Consider the following 16,843-nt stretch of genomic DNA (forward strand, 5'->3'; position numbering starts at 1 on the left):
GGGGGTGCGCCCCCCCCGGGGGGGGGCGGGGTCGTGCGCGGGGGGGGGCGGTGGCTGCGGGCTCGCGGAGGCGGGCCCGCCCGCCGCCCCGGGTTCCGGGGGGCGGCCCGCGGCCGTCCGTCACCTGGCCGGTGCGGCCATTCGTCACCTGGTGGTGAGTCGATTCGCGACTGGGCGTGATCCACGGGCGGGACCGGGCGTGATCCGCGGGTGCGACCGGGCGTGATCCGCGGGCGGGCTTCGTCGGGGTCTCGCCCCGCGCCCGTCGACAGGAACGGATGAGGTGCCCGGCCGGACCCCTGGGGGGGGAGGGGGCCCGGCCGGGACTTGTCAGGCGGCCTTGGGGGGCGGCGGCCGCCTACGCCCTCATCGTGGGGCTGGTTACCCCTGTTACGGGGGGCCAAACCGACCCATTGGAATTTCTTGGGTGGTCCGCCCCGAGGACCGGCGTTCCGCCCCGTGGACCTGGCGAGATCCGTTCGTCCACAGAGGCCCGGAACGCCGTCTCCGCACTTCTGCGGCCTGATTCGGCCAAAAACGTAACCCACAGGAGTGAGAAGTGCAGCGCCGGAACCGGTGGCCGGACAGGATCCGGAGAATGAGCTCAACACCGATCTACGACGAGCTGGCCGCCACCTACCTCGCCGCCGACACCGAGCCGGGCGAGCCCGCCGCGCCGCCCGCGGACCCGACCCCGGACGCCGCGCCACCGGGTCGTGCCGAACGCGCACCCCGGGAGCGCCCGCGCAAGAAGCCAAAGGTCTGAACCAACGATCTTGACACCGCCTCACGCGGCGGAGTAGGACGACTGGAGTCCGTAGACCAGGGCGCCTACCCCGAAGGGTGGAGCGGAATGCGTGTACGAGCACTGCTCACAGCGGCGACGGTGCTGGCTGTGACGGCCTGCACCGGGGGGCAGCCCACTACGCCTGACCAGGTGACCCTCACCTGGTGGGACCACTACAACCACTCCCCCATGGCCGACCAGGCCGTGGACCACCTGCTGGCGCGTTACCAGCAGGAACACCCGGAGGTGCGGGTCGAGCGCAGGTCGATGTCCCCCGACGAGTTCCGGGCCGAGATCGTCGAGGCGACCACCTCCGGCACGTTCCCCGACATCGCGGCCGTCGACTCACCGGACCTGCCCCGGCTCGCGGACCAGGGCGCGCTGGCCGACCTCACCGACCGCTTCGCCGGGTGGCAGTTGACCGACCGGTTCCTGGACCCGGTGCGCGAGAGCGCCACCCACGAGGGCCGGTTCTACGGCGTCCCGCTGCGCAGCACCACGACGGCGCTGGTCTACGACCGGGGGGTGTTCGAGCGCGAGGGCGTGGCCGGACCGCCCGCCACCTGGGCGGACCTGCGCGCCACGGCCCGCGGGCTGACCGGGGGCGACCGGGCGGGGCTGTGCTTCCCGGGCGAGGGCGAGGACCTGACCACGACGTTCCTGCCGTTCCTGTGGCAGGCGGGCGGCGACGTGGCGGACCTCGGCGAGCGGGGAGGTGTCGACGCCCTCTCCTACCTCCGCGACCTGGCCGGCGACGTCGGCGAGCCCGCGGCCGCCCGCGGGTCGACCGCGGACGAGGCCGCGCGGCGGTTCGCGGACGGGCGGTGCGCCATGGTCATCGCCGACCCCGGCTCGATCCCGGTGTTCAACCAGGCCGGCCTGGACTGGGCGGCGGCGGCGCTGCCCCGGGGCGAAGCGGGCACGGCCGCGCCCCTGGGCGGCGAGACGTGGGTGGTGGGTCGGGGCAGCGGTCACGTCGACCAGGCCTGGGACCTGCTCACGTGGCTGGCCGAGACGCGGGACAACGCCACCGAGTTCGGCGGCGGCCTGGGGGCGCTGCCCAACCGCACCGACACGGTCGACGACCTCGCCTGGCAGTGGGACCCGAACCTGGCGGGTTTCGCGGGCCAACTGCCCACCGCCCGCGGCCGGACCGCGTACGGGCCGAGGTACTCGGAGATCTCGGCGGTGATCAGCACCGCGGTGGCGGACGTGCTGGGCGGCCGACGTGAACCGGCCGAGGCGGCGACCGGGGCGGGCGCCGAGGTGGGTCGGCTGCTGGGGTAGGCCGGCTGCTGGGGTAGGTCGGGCGCTGAGGTGGGCCGGGCGCTGAGGTGGGTCGGGCGCGGCGCGGGCCGGGTCGAACCAGGCCGGACCAGGCCGGGCTGGCGGCTGGGCAAGGCAGGCCGAGCGGTGCCGGGCTGAGTCGGATCGGGTCGGACGGGACTTGCTGGGCTGAGCGGTTTGGCTGGGCGGACCGGGCCGGGCTGGGCCGAGTGGACCCGGCGCGGCGGGTGGACGGGGTGCGGCGGGAGGGGGTGCGGGGCGTGGTGGGCTCGGGCGTGGGTGTGGTGGGGTCCGCGCCCTGCCTTGGTCACGCATCCCGCACAGCCCCTCACCCCTTCAGGTAACGCCAGGCAGCCCCACAGTGGGACACCGCCCGGACCAGGGATGATTCCGGTTGCTCCGGGTAGTCCGGCCTCATGCGGAACACAGCTCTCGCGCGCGACGGCAACGCAGCCGGCACCCGGCGGTTCAGCCGGGCCCAGCTGCTCGCGCTCGTGGTCGGCGTGCTCCAGATCGTCATGGCGTCGGTCCCCTTCCTCCCGATGGCCGAGGGCACGAACCACACCTTGTACATCTGCACCGGCACGGCGGGCCTCCTGCTCGCGTGGCGCCACCACCACGCCCGCTTCTACGGCGTCGGCCTGCTCCTGCTCTACGGTCAGCTGTTCATCGCCGACGCGGACGACACCGGCCCCCTCGGTCTGCCGACCCTGGAGACCTTGGCGTACGGCCGGGCGGCGGTGGCCGGCCTCGTGATCGTCCTCATCCCCGCGTTCAAGCGGCGGTAGTCCCCGGCGGTCATCGTGCCGTCCGGGTGGAAGCGCAGCTTGGGGTCGTGGCTGCGGGCGATCGACTCGAACATCGCCCGATCCGCCGTGGTCGTGGGTCGCCAGTACATGTGGGCGCCGTGGGTGACCCCCATGTCCATCGACATCATGGTGGCCACCGCCCGGTCGTAGCGGCGCTCGCTCAGCGCCCGCCCTCCCGAGGCGTGGATGTCGAACACGTCGTGGTCGCCGGTCAGGGGGCGCAGCGCGCCGCGGCGGTCGTAGCCGTGGACGACGCCGTTCCGCACCACGTACTCGCCCCGCCGCTCGAACGCGGTCATCTTCTCGCGCAGCGAGTCGAACTCGACCCGCCGCTGGTCGTAGCGCCGCAGCAGGCGGTCGCTGAGGTCGTGCCCGGGTAACGCGGGCGGGAAGTAGCCGACCAGGCCGCGTTGGCCCGCCGACGCGCCCAGGCGGACGTCGAGGTCGTCGATGGTCTTGGCCTTGACGGCCTCCGGTTTGGGCAGCGCGCCCGCGCGCAACCACGCCACCGCGTGCGGGTTCGTGGCCCGCACGTCGATGACCAGGTCCTGCTCCGCGGCCACCTGCTGGAACTTGCGGGCGTGCTCGGTGGGCATGCCGAAGACGGGCTCCACCGAGGCCAGGGGAAAGAGGAGATCAGTGCGCACGGGTATTAAGGTCCGCCCTCAACCCGGGTGCACCAGCGGCGCGGTTGGGGTTAGCTCTGCCCGTGACCCCTGATTCTTTGCTCGGGCTGTTGGCCGAACCGGAGCGGTTGCGGGTGGTGGCGGCCCTCGTGCTGGGCGCGCGCACGGGCGCGGACGTCGTCGACGCGACCCGGTTGGACACCCGGAGCGTGGAGAACGCGCTGCGCAGGCTGCGGACCGCGGGGCTGGTGGTGACCGACGCGTCGGGGCTGCGGGTGCGCGAGGAGCTGTTCGAGGAGGCCGCCCGGGTCGGGCGGGCGGACCGGGTGCGGGAGGACCCGTTCGTCCGCGGCGGGCGGCTGGTGCGGCTCCCGGCGCAGCGCGCGCGCAGGCGGGCGGTGCTGGAGCAGGTGAGCACCGCGTTCGAGCCGGGGCGGCGTTACGCCGAGAAGGAGGTGGTGGCGGTGCTCGAGGTGTGGTGCGAGGGCGGCGAGGTCGACCACGTGACGGTGCGCCGGTACCTGGTCGACGAGGGGTTGCTCGACCGGGCCGGCGGCGAGTACTGGCGCTCGGGCGGCCCGGTCGAGGTGTAGCGGGGTCGGTCAGCCGAACGTGTCGGGGTCCGGGCCGATGCGCCGGCCGCGGTCGAGGCCGGCGATGCGGTCCAGGTCCTCCTGGTCCAGCTCGAAGTCGAAGATGCCGAAGTTCTCCGCGATGCGGCTCGGCGTCACCGACTTGGGGATGACCACGTTGTCCAGCTGCACGTGCCAGCGCAGGACCACCTGGGCGGGCGTGCGGCCGTGCTTGTCGGCGATGGCGGTGATCGTCGGGTCGGCGAGCAGCTCGCCGCCCTGGGCCAGCGGGCTCCACGCCTCGGTGACGATGCCGTGCGCCCGGTGGAAGGCGCGCAGTTCCTCCTGCTGGAGCCACGGGTGCAGCTCCACCTGGTTCAACGCGGGCACCTCGCCGGTGGCGTCGACGACGCGCTCCAGGTGGGCGGGCTGGAAGTTGGACACGCCGATGGCGCGGACGCGGCCGTCGGCGCGCAGCTTGCCCAGGGCGCGCCAGCTGTCGACGTAGCGGTCCTGCTTGGGCGCGGGCCAGTGGATGAGGTACAGGTCGAGCTGGTCGAGGCCGAGCTTGGCCATGCTGGTGTCGAACGCGCGCAGCGCCTCGTCGTAGCCCTGGTCGGAGTTCCACAGCTTGGTGGTCACGAAGATCTCGTCGCGCGGGATGCCGGAGTCGGCGATGGCGCGCCCGACGGGTTCCTCGTTGCCGTAGGCGGCGGCGGTGTCGATGCTGCGGTAGCCGACCTCAGGGCCTCGGTGACGGCGGCGTGCGTGTCCTCAGTGGACACCTGGAAGACGCCGAAGCCGAGCTGCGGCAGGGTCACGCCGTTGTTCAGGGTGGTGCTCCTCGTCATGTTGCCATGATGCACCTTGTCAAGGGCTTCCACGTGCCGGGAGCCGTTGACCCGGGACCGTTCGCGCTGGTCGGATCACTCCTGTGAGCGCATTCCCTGGTGTGACGAACGTCGAGGTGACGATCGCCATCCGCTTGTCCGCACCCCCGTCCCAGGTGGTGGACGGGGCGCAGCGGTTCGCCGAGGCGCTGCGGTCCGCGCTGGCCCTGCCGGAGTCGGACGTGGTGGTCGAGCTGCCGGTGCGCGAGCTGCACCGGCGGGCGGAACCCGAGCTGCGCGTCCTGGTCGACTCGCGGCGCGTGCTGCACCGCGGTCGGCCGGTGGAGCTGACGCGGCTGGAGTTCGACCTGCTCCACCACCTGTGCACGCACCCCAGGCAGGTGCACCGGCGGGCGTCGCTGATGAACAGCGTGTGGGGCGGGACGAGCACCGTCGACACGCGCACGGTGGACGTGCACGTGCGGCGGCTGCGCCGCAAGCTCGGTGACGCCGCGTCGTTCATCACGACCGTGCGCGGGGTGGGCTACCGGGTGGACGGCTCGTCGGACGTGGTGGTGGAGCGGGACGCCCTGGCCGGTTAGCCGACCGGACTCGCCGTCACCGGGTGACCGGCCGGTCGGCGGGGTGGCACCGCGTCGGGGTCGCCCCGGCCGGTGACCAGTTCACGCGTCGCGCCCACCACCGCCTTTCCGGACACCGGCGGGTGCTACCCGGGTAAGCGGTGGTTACACCCGCACTTCGCGGGTAGCTCACTTTCATGGGCTTCGAAAGAGCGGTGGTGACCGGCGGCGCCGGTTTCCTGGGTTCGCACGTGTGCGAGGCGCTGCTGGCGCGCGGCGCGCGGGTGGTGTGCGTGGACGACTTCCGCACCGGCTCACCCGCCAACCTGCCCGACGACCCGCGGTTGGACGTGGTCGTCGCGGACGTGTGCGAACCGCTCGACGTGCCCGGCCCGGTCGACCTGGTGCTGCACCTGGCGTGCCCGGCGTCGCCGGTGGACTACCTGCGGATGCCGGTCGAGACGCTGAGGACCGGCGCGCTGGGCACCCAGCACGCGCTGGAGCTGGCCCGCGCCCACGGCGCCCGCGTCGTCGTCGCCTCCACCAGCGAGGTCTACGGCGACCCGCTGGAGCACCCGCAGCGCGAGACGTACTGGGGCAACGTCAACCCGATCGGCCCGCGCAGCGTCTACGACGAGGCCAAGCGCTACGGCGAGGCGTTGACGTGCGCGTTCAGCCGCGAGTACGGCGTGGACGCGGGCATCGTGCGGATCTTCAACACCTACGGCTCGCGGATGCGCCCGGACGACGGCCGGATGGTGCCGACGTTCCTGCGCCAGGCCCTCGCCGGCGAGCCGCTGACCGTGCACGGCGACGGGCTGCAGACCCGGTCGCTGTGCCACGTCGACGACCTGGTGCGCGGCCTGCTGGCGATGGCGGACAGCGGCCACCTCGGCCCGGTGAACCTGGGCAACCCCGAGGAGGTCACCGTGCTGGAGGTCGCCCGCAGGGTCGTCGAGTTCACCGGCAGCTCGTCGGTGATCGAGCACGTCGACGCCATGACCGACGACCCGCGGCGGCGCCGGCCGGACATCTCGCGGGCCCGTGACCTGCTGGGTTGGCAGCCCGGGATCACCTTGGCCGAGGGGCTGCGGCGGTCGTTCGACCGCCATCCCGTCGGGTGACCGGCCCAGGCCGGTCCACACAGGAGCGAAAGGGGAACGCCGTGCGCGTGCTCGGCATCAACGCGATCTTCCACGACCCCGCCGCGGCCCTCGTGGTCGACGGGAGGGTCGTCGCGGCCGCGGAGGAGGAGCGCTTCTCCCGGCGCAAGCACGGCAAGCGGCCGGTGCCGTTCTCGGCGTGGGAGCAGCCCGAGCTGGCCGCTCGCTGGTGCCTGGAGCAGGCGGGGCTGACACCGGCCGACCTGGACGCCGTCGCCTACTCCTACGACCCGGACCTGGTGGAGCCCAGCGACGTGCCGTGGGAGGACCTGCGCACCGAGTACGCCCGCCGCGCACCGTACTTCCTGGCCACCGCGCTGCCCGGCTTGGACCCGGCGATCGTGCGGTTCGTGCCGCACCACGTGGCGCACGCGGCGTCCGCGGGCCTGGCCGCGCCGTACGGCGGCGACTGCGCCGTGCTGGTCAACGACGGCCGCGGCGAGTGCCGCTCGCACCTGGCGGGCAGCTACCGCGACCACCGGCTGGAGACGCTGGCCGCGCAGCACCTGCCCCACTCCCTCGGCCTGCTCTACGAGGACCTGACCGAGCACCTGGGCTTCCTGCGCTCCAGCGACGAGTACAAGGTGATGGCGCTCGCCTCCTACGCCGAGCCCCGCCACCTGGACCTGATGCGCGAGCACATCCACGCGACCGGGGACGGCGGGTTCGCGGTCGTGCCGCTGGACTGGGCGACCCTGGCCAAGAAGCGCGAGCCGCACGAGGAGATGACCCGGGAGCACGCCGAGTTGGCGGCGAGCGTGCAGGTGCGGCTGGAGGAGGTGCTGCTGGACCTGGTCCGGTGGCTGCACGAGCGCACCGGGCACAAGCGGCTGACCATGGCGGGCGGCGTGGCGCTGAACTGCGTGGCGAACACCCGGATCTTCGCGGAGGGCCCGTTCGAGGAGGTCTGGGTGCAGCCGGCCGCCGGCGACGCGGGCACCGCGCTCGGCGCGGCGCTGACCGTGGTCGCCGACGCGGGCGAGCCGGCCGCCGCGATGCCGGGCGCGGACCTGGGCCGCTCGTGGACCGACGAGCAGGTCCGGGAGTACCTGGACAACGCGAAGGTCGCCTACGAGGAGCCCGAGGACGTGGCGGTCGCGGTGGCCGAGGCGCTGGCCGACGACCAGGTGGTGGCGTGGTTCCAGGGCCGCAGCGAGTACGGCCCGCGCGCGCTGGGCCGCCGCTCGCTGATGGCCCACCCGGGCAAGCAGGAAAACCTGGCCCGGCTCAACGAGGTCAAGGGCCGCGAGCAGTTCCGGCCGATCGCGCCGATGGTGCTGGCCGACCGCGCGCCCGAGCTGTTCGAGCGCGGGCCGTTCCCCAGCCCTTACATGCTGTTCGTGCACGACGTGAAACCCGAGTGGCGCGACCGCATCCCGGCCGTGGTGCACGTGGACGGCACCGCCCGCGCCCAGACCGTGGACCCGGCCGACGAGCCGCTGGTGGCGCGCGTGCTCGGCGAGTTCGAGAAGCGCACCGGCCTGCCGGTGGTGGTGAACACGAGCCTGAACACCGCCGGACGGCCCATGGTCGACGACCCGCGCGACGCGCTGGAGTGCTTCGGCTCGGCGCCGGTGGACCTGCTCGCGATCGGCCGGTTCGTGGTGCGGCGATGAGCGGCGGCCCGAACGTCGACTACGCGGTGGTCGTCCCCACCGTGGGCCGGGCGAGCCTGGGCGTGGTGCTGGACGCGCTGGAGCGCGGCTCCGGGCCGCCGCCGCGCGAGGTGATCGTGGTGGACGACCGGCGGGACCCGGGCCCGCTGCCCGCGACGCACGCGGCGCGCGTGCTGCGCACCGGCGGCCGGGGCCCCGCGGCCGCGCGCAACGCCGGGTGGCGCGCCGCGTGCTGCGAGTGGGTGGTGTTCCTCGACGACGACGTGGTGCCGCCGCCGGACTGGAAGGCCCGGCTGGTCGCCGACCTGGAGTGGCTGGGCCTGGAGGTGGGCGCGTCGCAGGCGCGGATCACCGTGCCGCTGCCCGCCGACCGGGCGCCGACCGACTGGGAGCGCAACACGGCCGGGCTGGCGTCCGCGAGGTGGATCACCGCGGACATGGCCTACCGGCGGGCGGCGCTGGTGCGCTGCGGCGGGTTCGACGAGCGCTTCCCCCGCGCCTACCGCGAGGACACCGAGCTGGCGCTGCGCGTCCAGCGGCACGGGTACCGGGTGGTCACCGGCGACCGCGTGACCACCCACCCGGTGCGGGAGGCCGACTTCTTCGTCAGCGTGCGGCAGCAGCGCGGCAACGCCGACGACGCGCTGGTGCGCCGCCTGTTCGGGCGCGGCTGGCGCGAGGAGTTCGGCGGCGCGCCCACCAGGCTGCCCTGGCACGCGGCGACCACCGCGGCCGCCGTGCTGGCCGTGCCGGCCGCGCTGCTCGGGGCGCGGAAGGCGGCGCTGCTGCTCGGCGGCGCGTGGGCGGCGCTGACCGCGAAGTTCGCCGCCGACCGCATCGCGCCCGGGCCCCGCACCCGCGAGGAGGTGGTGAAGATGCTGGTGACCAGCGCCGTCATCCCGCCCGCCGCGTGCCTGCACCGGCTGCTCGGCGAGGTGCGCCACCGCCGCGTGCGGCCGCCGAGGGCCGCCGACGTGATCGACCCGCACGCCGCGCGGCCGGCGGTGGTGCGGCGGTGAGGGTCCTGGTGCTGCGCGCGCTCGGCCTGGGCGACCTGCTCACGGCCGTGCCGGCGCTGCGGGGGCTGCGCCGCGCCGAGCCCGGCGCGGAGCTGGTCCTGGCCGCGCCCGCCTGGCTGGCCGACGCGGTGGCGCGGATCGACGCGGTCGACCGGCTGCTGCCCACCGAGGGCCTGGAGCCGATCGACTGCGCGGCGCCGGACCTCGCGGTCAACCTGCACGGGCGCGGGCCGCGGAGCGTCGAGCTGCTGCGCGCCACCCGGCCGCGCCGGCTCATCACGCACGGCGCGCACGTGCCCTGGGTCGAGCGGCAGCACGAGGTGGTGCGGTGGTGCCGGCTGCTGGCGCAGTTCGGCATCGCGTGCGACCCCGACGACCTGCGCCTGCCGCCCCGGCCCGGCAACGGCGCGATCGTGGTGCACCCCGGCGCGAGCCACGGCGCCCGCCGCTGGCCCGCCGAGCGGTTCGCCGAGGTCGCGGCGGCCCTGGGACCGGACGTGGTGGTCACCGGCAGCCCCGCCGAGGAGCCGCTGGTGCGGGAGGTGGCGCGGGGCGGGCGCACCCGCACCGGCGACCTGGGCGGCCTGCTGGACCTGGTGGCCGGCGCGCGGCTGGTGGTGTGCGGCGACACGGGCGTGGCCCACGTCGCCACCGCGCACGGCACGCCGTCGGTGGTGCTGTTCGGGCCGGTGTCGCCCGCCGACTGGGGACCGCGCACGGCGGGGCCCCACGTGGTGCTGTGGCGCGGCCGGACCGGCGACACGTTCGCCGACGAGCCGGACCCCGGCCTGCTGGAGATCGGCGTCGGCGAGGTGCTGGCGGCCGCACGAGCGCTGTTGGGAGGTGGACCGTGGCCAGGATCGGCGTCATCGGCGCGGGCTATGTCGGGTTGACCACGGCGGCGTGCTTCGCGTGCCTGGGGCACCACGTGGTGTGCGCGGACGTGGAGCCGGCCAAGGTCGAGTCGCTGTCGCGGGCCGAGGTGGTCGCGCACGAGCCGGGCCTGCCCGAACTGGTCGAGGAGGGCGTCCGGGGCAAGCGCTTGCGCTTCGTGCTCGGCAACGGCGAGGCGCTGTCCGGCGTGGACTTCGTGTTCCTGTGCGTGCCCACGCCGACCGGCGCGGACGGCGCGGCCGACCTGTCCGCCGTGCACGCGGTGCTGCGCGAGGCGCGGGACGCGGTGCGGCCGGGGTGCGCGGTGGTGCTCAAGTCCACGGTGCCGCCCGGGACCGCCGAGGAGGTGGTCGGGCTGCTGGGCCGCGACGACGTGGGCGTCGTGTCCAACCCCGAGTTCCTGCGCGAGGGCCACGCCGTGGACGACTTCCTGCGGCCCCAGCGGGTCGTGGTCGGCGCGTCCGCCGGCGGCGAGGACGCCGCGCGGCGCGTGGTCGGCCTCTACGAGGGCACGGGCGCGCCGGCGGTGGTCACCGACAGCACGAGCGCGGAGCTGGTGAAGTACGCCAGCAACTGCTTCCTGGCGATGAAGCTGTCCTACGTCAACAGCCTCGCCGAGCTGTGCGAACGGGTCGGCGGGGACATCTCGGACGTGACCGAGGGCATGTCGCTGGACGACCGGATCGGCGCGGCGTTCCTGGAACCCGGGCCCGGCTGGGGCGGCTCATGCTTCCCGAAGGACACCCGGGCGCTGCTGTCCGCCGCCGAGCGGGCGCGCGTGGACTTCCCGCTGCTGCGGGCGACCATCGGCACGAACGGCCACCAGGCGCGGCGCGTGGTGGACCTGGCGCGCTCGGCGATCGGTCCCCTGCGCGGCGCCTGCCTGGGGCTGCTGGGGCTGACGTTCAAGGCCGGGACGGACGACCTGCGCGACTCGCCCGCCCTGGCGGTGGCGGCGCTGCTGGCCGAGGAGGGCGCGCGGCTGGTCGGCTACGACCCGTGCGTGCGGCGGGACTGCGGGCCGGTGCGGGTGCTGGGCTCGGCCGAGGAGGTGGCGCGGGGCGCCGACGGGCTGCTGGTGCTGACCGAGTGGCCCGAGTTCGCGGAGCTGGACTGGCCCGCGCTGGCCGACTCGGTGCGCCGGCGGGTCATCGTCGACACCCGCAACCTGCTGCCGGTGGACAAGGTCGCGGAGGCGGGCTTCCACCTGGTCGGCCTGGGGCGGCGGGCGGCGGCCTGAACCGCCGCGCCGCTCCCCCAGCCGCGCCGCTCCCCAGCCGCGCCGCTCCCGTCAGCCGCGCCGGTCCCAGCGGAAGAACCGGACCGACAGGGCGATCCCGACGGCGGTCCAGCCGGCCAGCGACAGCGCCGCCAGGCCGAGCTGCCCGCCGCCGCCACCCCACGCCTCCCGCACCAGCACGCCCAGTCCGCTGCCCGGCAGGAGCAGCAGTCGCGGGTCCGGGTCCGGGCCCAGGGCGGGCAGCACCCCGGCCACCATGGCGAAGAAGAACGGCGCCGTGGTGATCTGGGCCAGCTCGGCGGTGCCGGTCAGGCCGCTGGTGGCGACCCCGGCGGCGCAGGTCATGGCGGTGCCGCCGACCAGCGCGAGCAGCACCAGCTCCGGGCGCTCGGGCGCCGGCGCGCCCGCCGCCAGGCTGATGCCCAGCAGCACCAGCGACTGCGCCAGGCCCAGCAGCACCACCGGCAGCAGGACCCCGGTCAGCACCACGGCGTCCGACGCCGCGCCGGTGCGCAGCCGCTTCAGGTACAGGTCCTGGCGGCGGGCGGTCAGGGCGGTCGTCACGGTCACGTAGACCGAGAAGCCGAACCCGAACAGCAGCTGGAGGGCGATGACCATCGGCCAGCCGTCGGAGCCCTCCACGTTCGTCGCGAAGAACAGGCCCGCGCCCAGCGGCATGAGCACGGCCAGCGCGGCGGCGGTGCGGTTGCGCAGCAGGAGCTTCAGCTCGGCCACGCCCAGGGCAGCGATCACGCGGCCACCGCCGCGGTGAACGAGCGCGACCGGGCCGCGTGGAAGACGTCCTCCAGCGACGCGTGGTGCGCCCGGACGCGCCCGAGCCGCACGTCCGCCGCGCCCGCCCACGCCAGCAGCACCGCCAGGTCCTCCTGGAGCTCCCGCGTGCGCACCTCGACCCGCCCCGACGGCTCGTGCACGACGTCGCCCGCCAGCATCGGCAGCGCGTCCACCCCCAGCCGGCCCGGCAGGTCGAACGAGATCCGCGCCGGCTGCTCGGCCAGCACGTCCTCCAGCGTCCCGGACACCGCCACCACCCCCTCGTGCATGATCGCCAGCCGGTGGGCCAGCGATTCGGCTTCCTCCAGGTAGTGGGTGGTCAGCACGATGGTCGTGCCGTCGCGCAGCAGCCCGCGCACCACCTCCCACGTGCGCTGCCGCGACTCCGGGTCCAGGCCGGTCGTCGGCTCGTCGAGGAACAGCAGCTCGGGCCGCCCCAGCACGGCCAGCGCCAGGTCCAGTCGGCGGCGCTCGCCGCCGGAGAGCTGCTTGACCCGCACGTCGCGCCGGTGCGCCAGGTCCAGGCGCTCCAGCACGTCCTCGGTGGCGCGCCGGCCGCTCGTCGCGGTCCACAGGGTCACCACCTCCCCCGCGGACAGGTCCGCCGGGAAGCCGCTCTCCTGGAGCATGATCCCGGTGCGGGGCCGCAGCGCCGCCCGCTCGCGCCACGGGTCAGCGCCCAGCACCCGCACCGCGCCCGCGTCCGCCGGCCGCAGCCCCTCCAGCGTCTCCATGGTCGTGGTCTTGCCCGCCCCGTTGGTGCCCAGCAGGGCGAACAGCTCGCCCTCGGCGACCTCGAAGTCCACCCCTCGCACGGCCTCGAAGTCGCCGTACCGGCACCTCAGGCCCTTCACGTCGATCACCGGGTTCCTCATGGCCACCATGCTGTCGCCGCCGCGCGCGGCCCTGTAGTGCCGGCGCTCACCGGTCGTTGTGACAGATGTCAGCAGACACCGTGGGACCCGGGCTCGTAGATTCCACCCCGTGACCGATTTGCGCAGGCTGCGGGGCTACACGTGGTGGACGGTGGTGGCGGGCGGGACCACCGTCGCCCTCGGCGGCGCGCTGGACCTCGTCGTCCACCGGTACGGGCCGCTCAAGTCGCTGCTGGTGGGTGCGGTCGTGGCGGTCGTGGTCGTGCAGCACGTCCGCTACATGCGCCACGCGATGGCCGGGCTCGGCCGCGGCGAGCACCGGCCGCTGGAGCACGCGGCGACGTTCGCGGCGGCCCTCGCGGCGTGGGGCGTCATGGCGCACAGCGGCGGGTTCACCCCGGTCTGGGCCGCGCTGCCCGCCCTGGTGCTGGCGCACGTGGCGGCGACGCTGCCCGCGAGGTACCGGTGGCCGGTGGCGCTCGTCGGCGGCGCGCTCACGGTGGGCACCGGCCTGCTGTTCGGCCACGAGGCGTGGCCCTCGGCGATCCTGGCGCTCATCATGGTCACCTCGCTGGTGCTGGCGGACCTGGCGCAGCTGTGGATGTGGGACATCGCGCTCCAGCAGGAGCGGGCGCGCGGGACCGAGCGGGCGCTGGCCGTCGCCGAGGAGCGGCTCAGGTTCGCCGCCGACCTGCACGACGTCCAGGGCCACCACCTCCAGGCCATCGCGCTCAAGGGCGAGCTGGCGGAGCGGCTGATCGGCCGGGACGACGAGCTGGCCCGGCGGCACGCCGCCGAGGTCGCCGAGCTGGCCCGCACGGCGCTGCGCGAGACCCGCGAGGTCGTGCAGGGCTACCGGCGGGCGAGCCTGAACACCGAGATCACCAACGCGGTGGGCGTGCTGCGCGCGGCGGGCATCGAGACCGCGGTGGACGGCGACGCGGCGGACGTGCCGCCGCTGTTGCAGCCCCTGTTCGGCGCGCTGGTCCGGGAGGGCACCACGAACGTGTTGCGGCACAGCCGGGCGCGGCACTGCGACGTGGCCATCACCGTGGACGGCGGCCGGGTCAGCGTGCGGGTGGTCAACGACGGCGTGCGGCCGGACGGCGCCCGCGCCGCCGACGACGCGGGCGCCGGGCTCGCCGGGCTGCGGGAGCGGTTCGCCGCGGTCGGCGGGCGCGTGGAGGCCGGCCGGGCCGGGGCGGCCGGGTTCGAGCTGGTCGGGCACGCGGCGGTGGGGCGGTGAACCGGGTCGTGCTCGCCGACGACGAGGACCTGATCCGGGGCGCGCTGGCGGCGCTGCTGGAGCTGGAGGACGACATCACCGTGGTCGACCAGGTCAGCGACGGCGACGCCGCCATGGCCGCGGTGCGCCGGCACCGGCCGGACATCGCCGTGTTCGACCTGGAGATGCCGCGCCGGGACGGCGTGCTGGCCGCCGAGGCGGTGCGCGACCTGGCCGGGGTGTCGGTGGTCATCGTGACCCGGCACGCCCGGCCCGGCGTGCTGCGGCGGGCGCTGAGCGCGGGCGTGCGCGGGTTCGTGCCCAAGACCACGCCCGCCGCCCGGCTCGCGTCGATCCTGCGGGACGTGCACGCGGGCAGCCGGTACGTGGACTCCGAGATCGCCGCCGCCGCGCTCACCGAGGGCGCGTGCCCGCTGACCGCGCGGGAGCTGGACGTGCTGCGGCACGCCCTGGGCGGCGGCACGGTCGCCGTCATCGCCCGCGACGCCCACCTGGCCGCGGGCACCGTCCGCAACTACCTGTCCTCGGCGATGACCAAGCTCGGGGTGAGCACCCGCTACGAGGCCGCGCGCCTGGCCTGGGAGGAGGGCTGGATCTAGCGCCGCACCTCGGCCTGGCCCAGGTGCACCACCTTCACCGCGGTCAGCTCGTCGAGCAGCTCGGGCCCGTAGCCGAACCCGGTGCCGGAGGCCCGGCGCGGGTGCGCCGCCCCGCCCGGCGCGCCGCCGAACACCGCGTTGACCTTCACCGTGCCCACGGGCAGCTCCCGCCACGCCCGCTGGGCGTTGGCCATCGACCCGGTCAGCACGGTCGCGGCCAGGCCGTGCTCGTCCGCGCACGCCTCCGCCAGGCCCTCCTCGAACGAGGCCACCACCCGCACCGGGGCGACCGGCCCGAACGTCTCCTCCCGCATCACCCGCATCCCGGGCGTGCAGCGGGTCAGCACCGTCGCCGGGTAGAACGCGCCCTCGCCCTCCGGCACCTCGCCGCCGACCAGCAGCTCCGCGCCGTCGGCCACCGCCTCGGCCACGTGCGCGTGCACGTGGTCCCGCATCCGCCGGTCCACCAGCGGCTGGGCGTTCGCGGTCCACCGCCGGGCCTGCTCGCACAGGGCGGCCAGGAACCCCTCCGCGACCGCCTCGTGCACGAAGATCCGCTCCACCGAGGTGCACAGCTGGCCGGCGTTGGTGAACGCGCCCGTCGCGGCCTGCCCGGCGGCCCACACCGGGTCCACGTCCGCGTCCACGACCAGCGGGTCGTTGCCGCCGTTCTCCAGCAGCGCCTTGGCGCCGGTGAGCGCGCAGGCGCGGGCGATGGAGCGGCCGGTGGCCGTGCCGCCGACGTGCGCGACCACGTCCACGTGCGCCGACGCGGCCAGCGCCGCGCCCACCTCGCCGTCGCCGGACAGGGTCTGGAGCACGCCCGGCGGGAAGTGCCCGGCCAGGAGACCGCCGAGCAGCACGCCCGTGCGCGGGCAGCGCTCACTGGGCTTGTGCACCGCGGTGTTGCCGGTGACCAGGGCCGCGCCGAGCAGGCCGCACGCCACCGCCACCGGGTCGTTCCACGGGGTGAGCGCCACCACCACGCCACGCGGCTCGGGCACCATGAAGTCCGCCGCGCCGGGCGAGCCGAGCAGCGACCGCCCCCGGTGCACCGGTCCCAGCTCGGCGTACTGCTCCAGTGTGGACACCGCGGCCAGCACGCCCTCGCGGGCCGAGTCGAACGGGCGGCCGGTCTCCGACTCCACCGCGGCGGCCAGCTCGTCGGCGTGCGCGCGCACCTCGTCGGCCGCGGCCCGCAGCGCCGCGCCCCGCTCCCCCGCCGGCGTGGCCGCCCACCCGGCCAGCGCCTCGCGCGCGGTCCGCACGGCGCCCGCCACCTCTTCCTCGGTGGCGTGCGGCAGCAGGTCGATCACGGTTCCGTCGAGCGGCGGCTGGACTTCCACGGGGGCGCGCATGTCGGTCATGGGGTTCGGGTACCCGGGCGGTGCAGGTGAAACCACGTGCGAGGAGGAGCCATGCCCGGAGCCAAGGAGTTGCCCAGCACGATCGCCCGCTCGCCGAAGAAGGCCCAGCGGACCTGGATCAAGGCCCACGACTCGGCGGTGGAGACCTACGGCGAGGGCCAGCGGGCGCACCGCACGGCGTTCGCGGCGTTGAAGCACTCCTTCGAGAAGGTCGGCGACCACTGGGAACCGAAGGAGCAGAAGGGGCCCTCGGACGCGCAGGCCGCGCGCAGCACCCCCAAGCCCGGCAAGACCGCGGGCGGCGTGGACGCCAACGCGAGCAAGCAGCACCTGTACGACCTGGCGAAGAGGCTGGACATCGCGGGCCGGTCCACGATGAGCAAGGACCAGCTCCTGAAGGCCATCCAGAAGGCCAACAACCGCAAGACCGCCAAGGCGCGGTCCTAGGGCCTGTCCTCAAAGCGGGTGCGGTTGGTCTGCTTTGATCTTGGGTCGTGATCCGCAGGCACGAGTTGAGCGATGAGCAGTGGCGGACCA

Annotated in this window: 16 protein-coding genes and 1 pseudogene; 12 read left to right on the forward strand and 5 right to left on the reverse strand. The window is 75.1% G+C overall.

Annotation, left to right across the window (positions count from 1 at the left end; genetic code table 11):
- Nucleotides 1–598 precede the first annotated feature (598 nt).
- Both ACFV4N_RS27150 and ACFV4N_RS27155 read left to right on the forward strand, forming a co-directional pair.
- Complete coding sequence (locus ACFV4N_RS27150) at nt 599–766, forward strand: hypothetical protein (RefSeq protein ID WP_499675427.1); 168 nt, start codon at nt 599–601, stop codon at nt 764–766.
- 171 nt (nt 767–937) lie between these two features.
- Nucleotides 938–2,074 carry an ABC transporter substrate-binding protein gene (locus ACFV4N_RS27155; RefSeq protein WP_499675428.1) on the forward strand — a complete coding sequence of 379 codons (1,137 nt, stop codon included), beginning with the start codon at nt 938–940 and terminating at the stop codon, nt 2,072–2,074.
- Between the two features lie 658 nt (nt 2,075–2,732).
- Here the strand turns inward: ACFV4N_RS27155 and ACFV4N_RS27160 are convergent.
- Nucleotides 2,733–3,530 carry an anthrax toxin-like adenylyl cyclase domain-containing protein gene (locus ACFV4N_RS27160; protein ID WP_499675429.1) on the reverse strand — a complete coding sequence of 266 codons (798 nt, stop codon included), beginning with the start codon at nt 3,528–3,530 and terminating at the stop codon, nt 2,733–2,735.
- A 62-nt stretch (nt 3,531–3,592) separates the two neighbouring features.
- On the opposite strand from ACFV4N_RS27160, the gene ACFV4N_RS27165 reads away from it, so the two are divergent.
- Nucleotides 3,593–4,102: a DUF2087 domain-containing protein gene (locus ACFV4N_RS27165; protein WP_499675430.1), complete on the forward strand. Its 510-nt coding sequence runs from the start codon at nt 3,593–3,595 to the stop codon at nt 4,100–4,102.
- A 9-nt stretch (nt 4,103–4,111) separates the two neighbouring features.
- On the opposite strand, the pseudogene ACFV4N_RS27170 reads toward ACFV4N_RS27165, so the two are convergent.
- Nucleotides 4,112–4,932: pseudogene (locus ACFV4N_RS27170) on the reverse strand (aldo/keto reductase).
- A gap of 101 nt (nt 4,933–5,033) precedes the next feature.
- Here ACFV4N_RS27170 and ACFV4N_RS27175 point away from each other — a divergent pair.
- From ACFV4N_RS27175 to ACFV4N_RS27200, 6 genes are all read left to right on the forward strand, one after another.
- On the forward strand, nt 5,034–5,513 hold the full coding sequence (locus tag ACFV4N_RS27175; RefSeq protein WP_499675431.1) for a winged helix-turn-helix domain-containing protein: 480 nt from the start codon (nt 5,034–5,036) through the stop codon (nt 5,511–5,513).
- A 176-nt stretch (nt 5,514–5,689) separates the two neighbouring features.
- On the forward strand, nt 5,690–6,616 hold the full coding sequence (locus ACFV4N_RS27180) for a UDP-glucuronic acid decarboxylase family protein (protein WP_499675432.1): 927 nt from the start codon (nt 5,690–5,692) through the stop codon (nt 6,614–6,616).
- Nucleotides 6,617–6,657: 41 nt separating this feature from the next.
- Complete coding sequence (locus ACFV4N_RS27185; RefSeq protein WP_499675433.1) at nt 6,658–8,271, forward strand: carbamoyltransferase family protein; 1,614 nt, start codon at nt 6,658–6,660, stop codon at nt 8,269–8,271.
- A complete protein-coding gene (locus ACFV4N_RS27190) occupies nt 8,268–9,290 on the forward strand; it encodes a glycosyltransferase family 2 protein (RefSeq protein ID WP_499675434.1) in 1,023 nt (340 codons plus the stop codon). The genes ACFV4N_RS27185 and ACFV4N_RS27190 overlap by 4 nt, the downstream gene beginning before the upstream one ends.
- On the forward strand, nt 9,287–10,183 hold the full coding sequence (locus ACFV4N_RS27195; RefSeq protein ID WP_499675435.1) for a glycosyltransferase family 9 protein: 897 nt from the start codon (nt 9,287–9,289) through the stop codon (nt 10,181–10,183). The genes ACFV4N_RS27190 and ACFV4N_RS27195 overlap by 4 nt, the downstream gene beginning before the upstream one ends.
- Complete coding sequence (locus ACFV4N_RS27200) at nt 10,141–11,424, forward strand: UDP-glucose dehydrogenase family protein (protein WP_499675436.1); 1,284 nt, start codon at nt 10,141–10,143, stop codon at nt 11,422–11,424. The genes ACFV4N_RS27195 and ACFV4N_RS27200 overlap by 43 nt, the downstream gene beginning before the upstream one ends.
- A gap of 51 nt (nt 11,425–11,475) precedes the next feature.
- On the opposite strand, the gene ACFV4N_RS27205 is transcribed toward ACFV4N_RS27200, so the two are convergent.
- Both ACFV4N_RS27205 and ACFV4N_RS27210 read right to left on the reverse strand, forming a co-directional pair.
- A complete protein-coding gene (locus ACFV4N_RS27205) occupies nt 11,476–12,177 on the reverse strand; it encodes an ABC transporter permease (protein ID WP_499675437.1) in 702 nt (233 codons plus the stop codon).
- Nucleotides 12,174–13,094, reverse strand: a complete 921-nt coding sequence (locus tag ACFV4N_RS27210) for an ABC transporter ATP-binding protein (RefSeq protein ID WP_499675438.1) — start codon at nt 13,092–13,094, stop codon at nt 12,174–12,176. Before ACFV4N_RS27210 ends, ACFV4N_RS27205 begins: the two co-directional genes overlap by 4 nt.
- Nucleotides 13,095–13,203: 109 nt before the next feature.
- Here ACFV4N_RS27210 and ACFV4N_RS27215 point away from each other — a divergent pair, with 109 nt between their 5' ends.
- Complete coding sequence (locus tag ACFV4N_RS27215; RefSeq protein WP_499675439.1) at nt 13,204–14,340, forward strand: sensor histidine kinase; 1,137 nt, start codon at nt 13,204–13,206, stop codon at nt 14,338–14,340.
- Complete coding sequence (locus tag ACFV4N_RS27220) at nt 14,337–14,939, forward strand: response regulator transcription factor (RefSeq protein ID WP_499675440.1); 603 nt, start codon at nt 14,337–14,339, stop codon at nt 14,937–14,939. Before ACFV4N_RS27215 ends, ACFV4N_RS27220 begins: the two co-directional genes overlap by 4 nt.
- Here ACFV4N_RS27220 and ACFV4N_RS27225 read toward each other — a convergent pair.
- The gene (locus tag ACFV4N_RS27225) at nt 14,936–16,306 is read right to left on the reverse strand and encodes an aldehyde dehydrogenase family protein (RefSeq protein WP_499675441.1); all 1,371 of its coding nucleotides are present in this window, start codon (nt 16,304–16,306) and stop codon (nt 14,936–14,938) included. The genes ACFV4N_RS27220 and ACFV4N_RS27225 overlap by 4 nt on opposite strands.
- Before the next feature lie 51 nt (nt 16,307–16,357).
- Between ACFV4N_RS27225 and ACFV4N_RS27230 the strand changes: the two genes are divergently transcribed.
- Nucleotides 16,358–16,753 carry a ChaB family protein gene (locus ACFV4N_RS27230; RefSeq protein WP_499675442.1) on the forward strand — a complete coding sequence of 132 codons (396 nt, stop codon included), beginning with the start codon at nt 16,358–16,360 and terminating at the stop codon, nt 16,751–16,753.
- Nucleotides 16,754–16,843: the final 90 nt, after the last annotated feature.

The organism is Actinosynnema sp. NPDC059797, assembly GCF_042732085.1.
GTDB lineage: Bacteria > Actinomycetota > Actinomycetes > Mycobacteriales > Pseudonocardiaceae > Actinosynnema.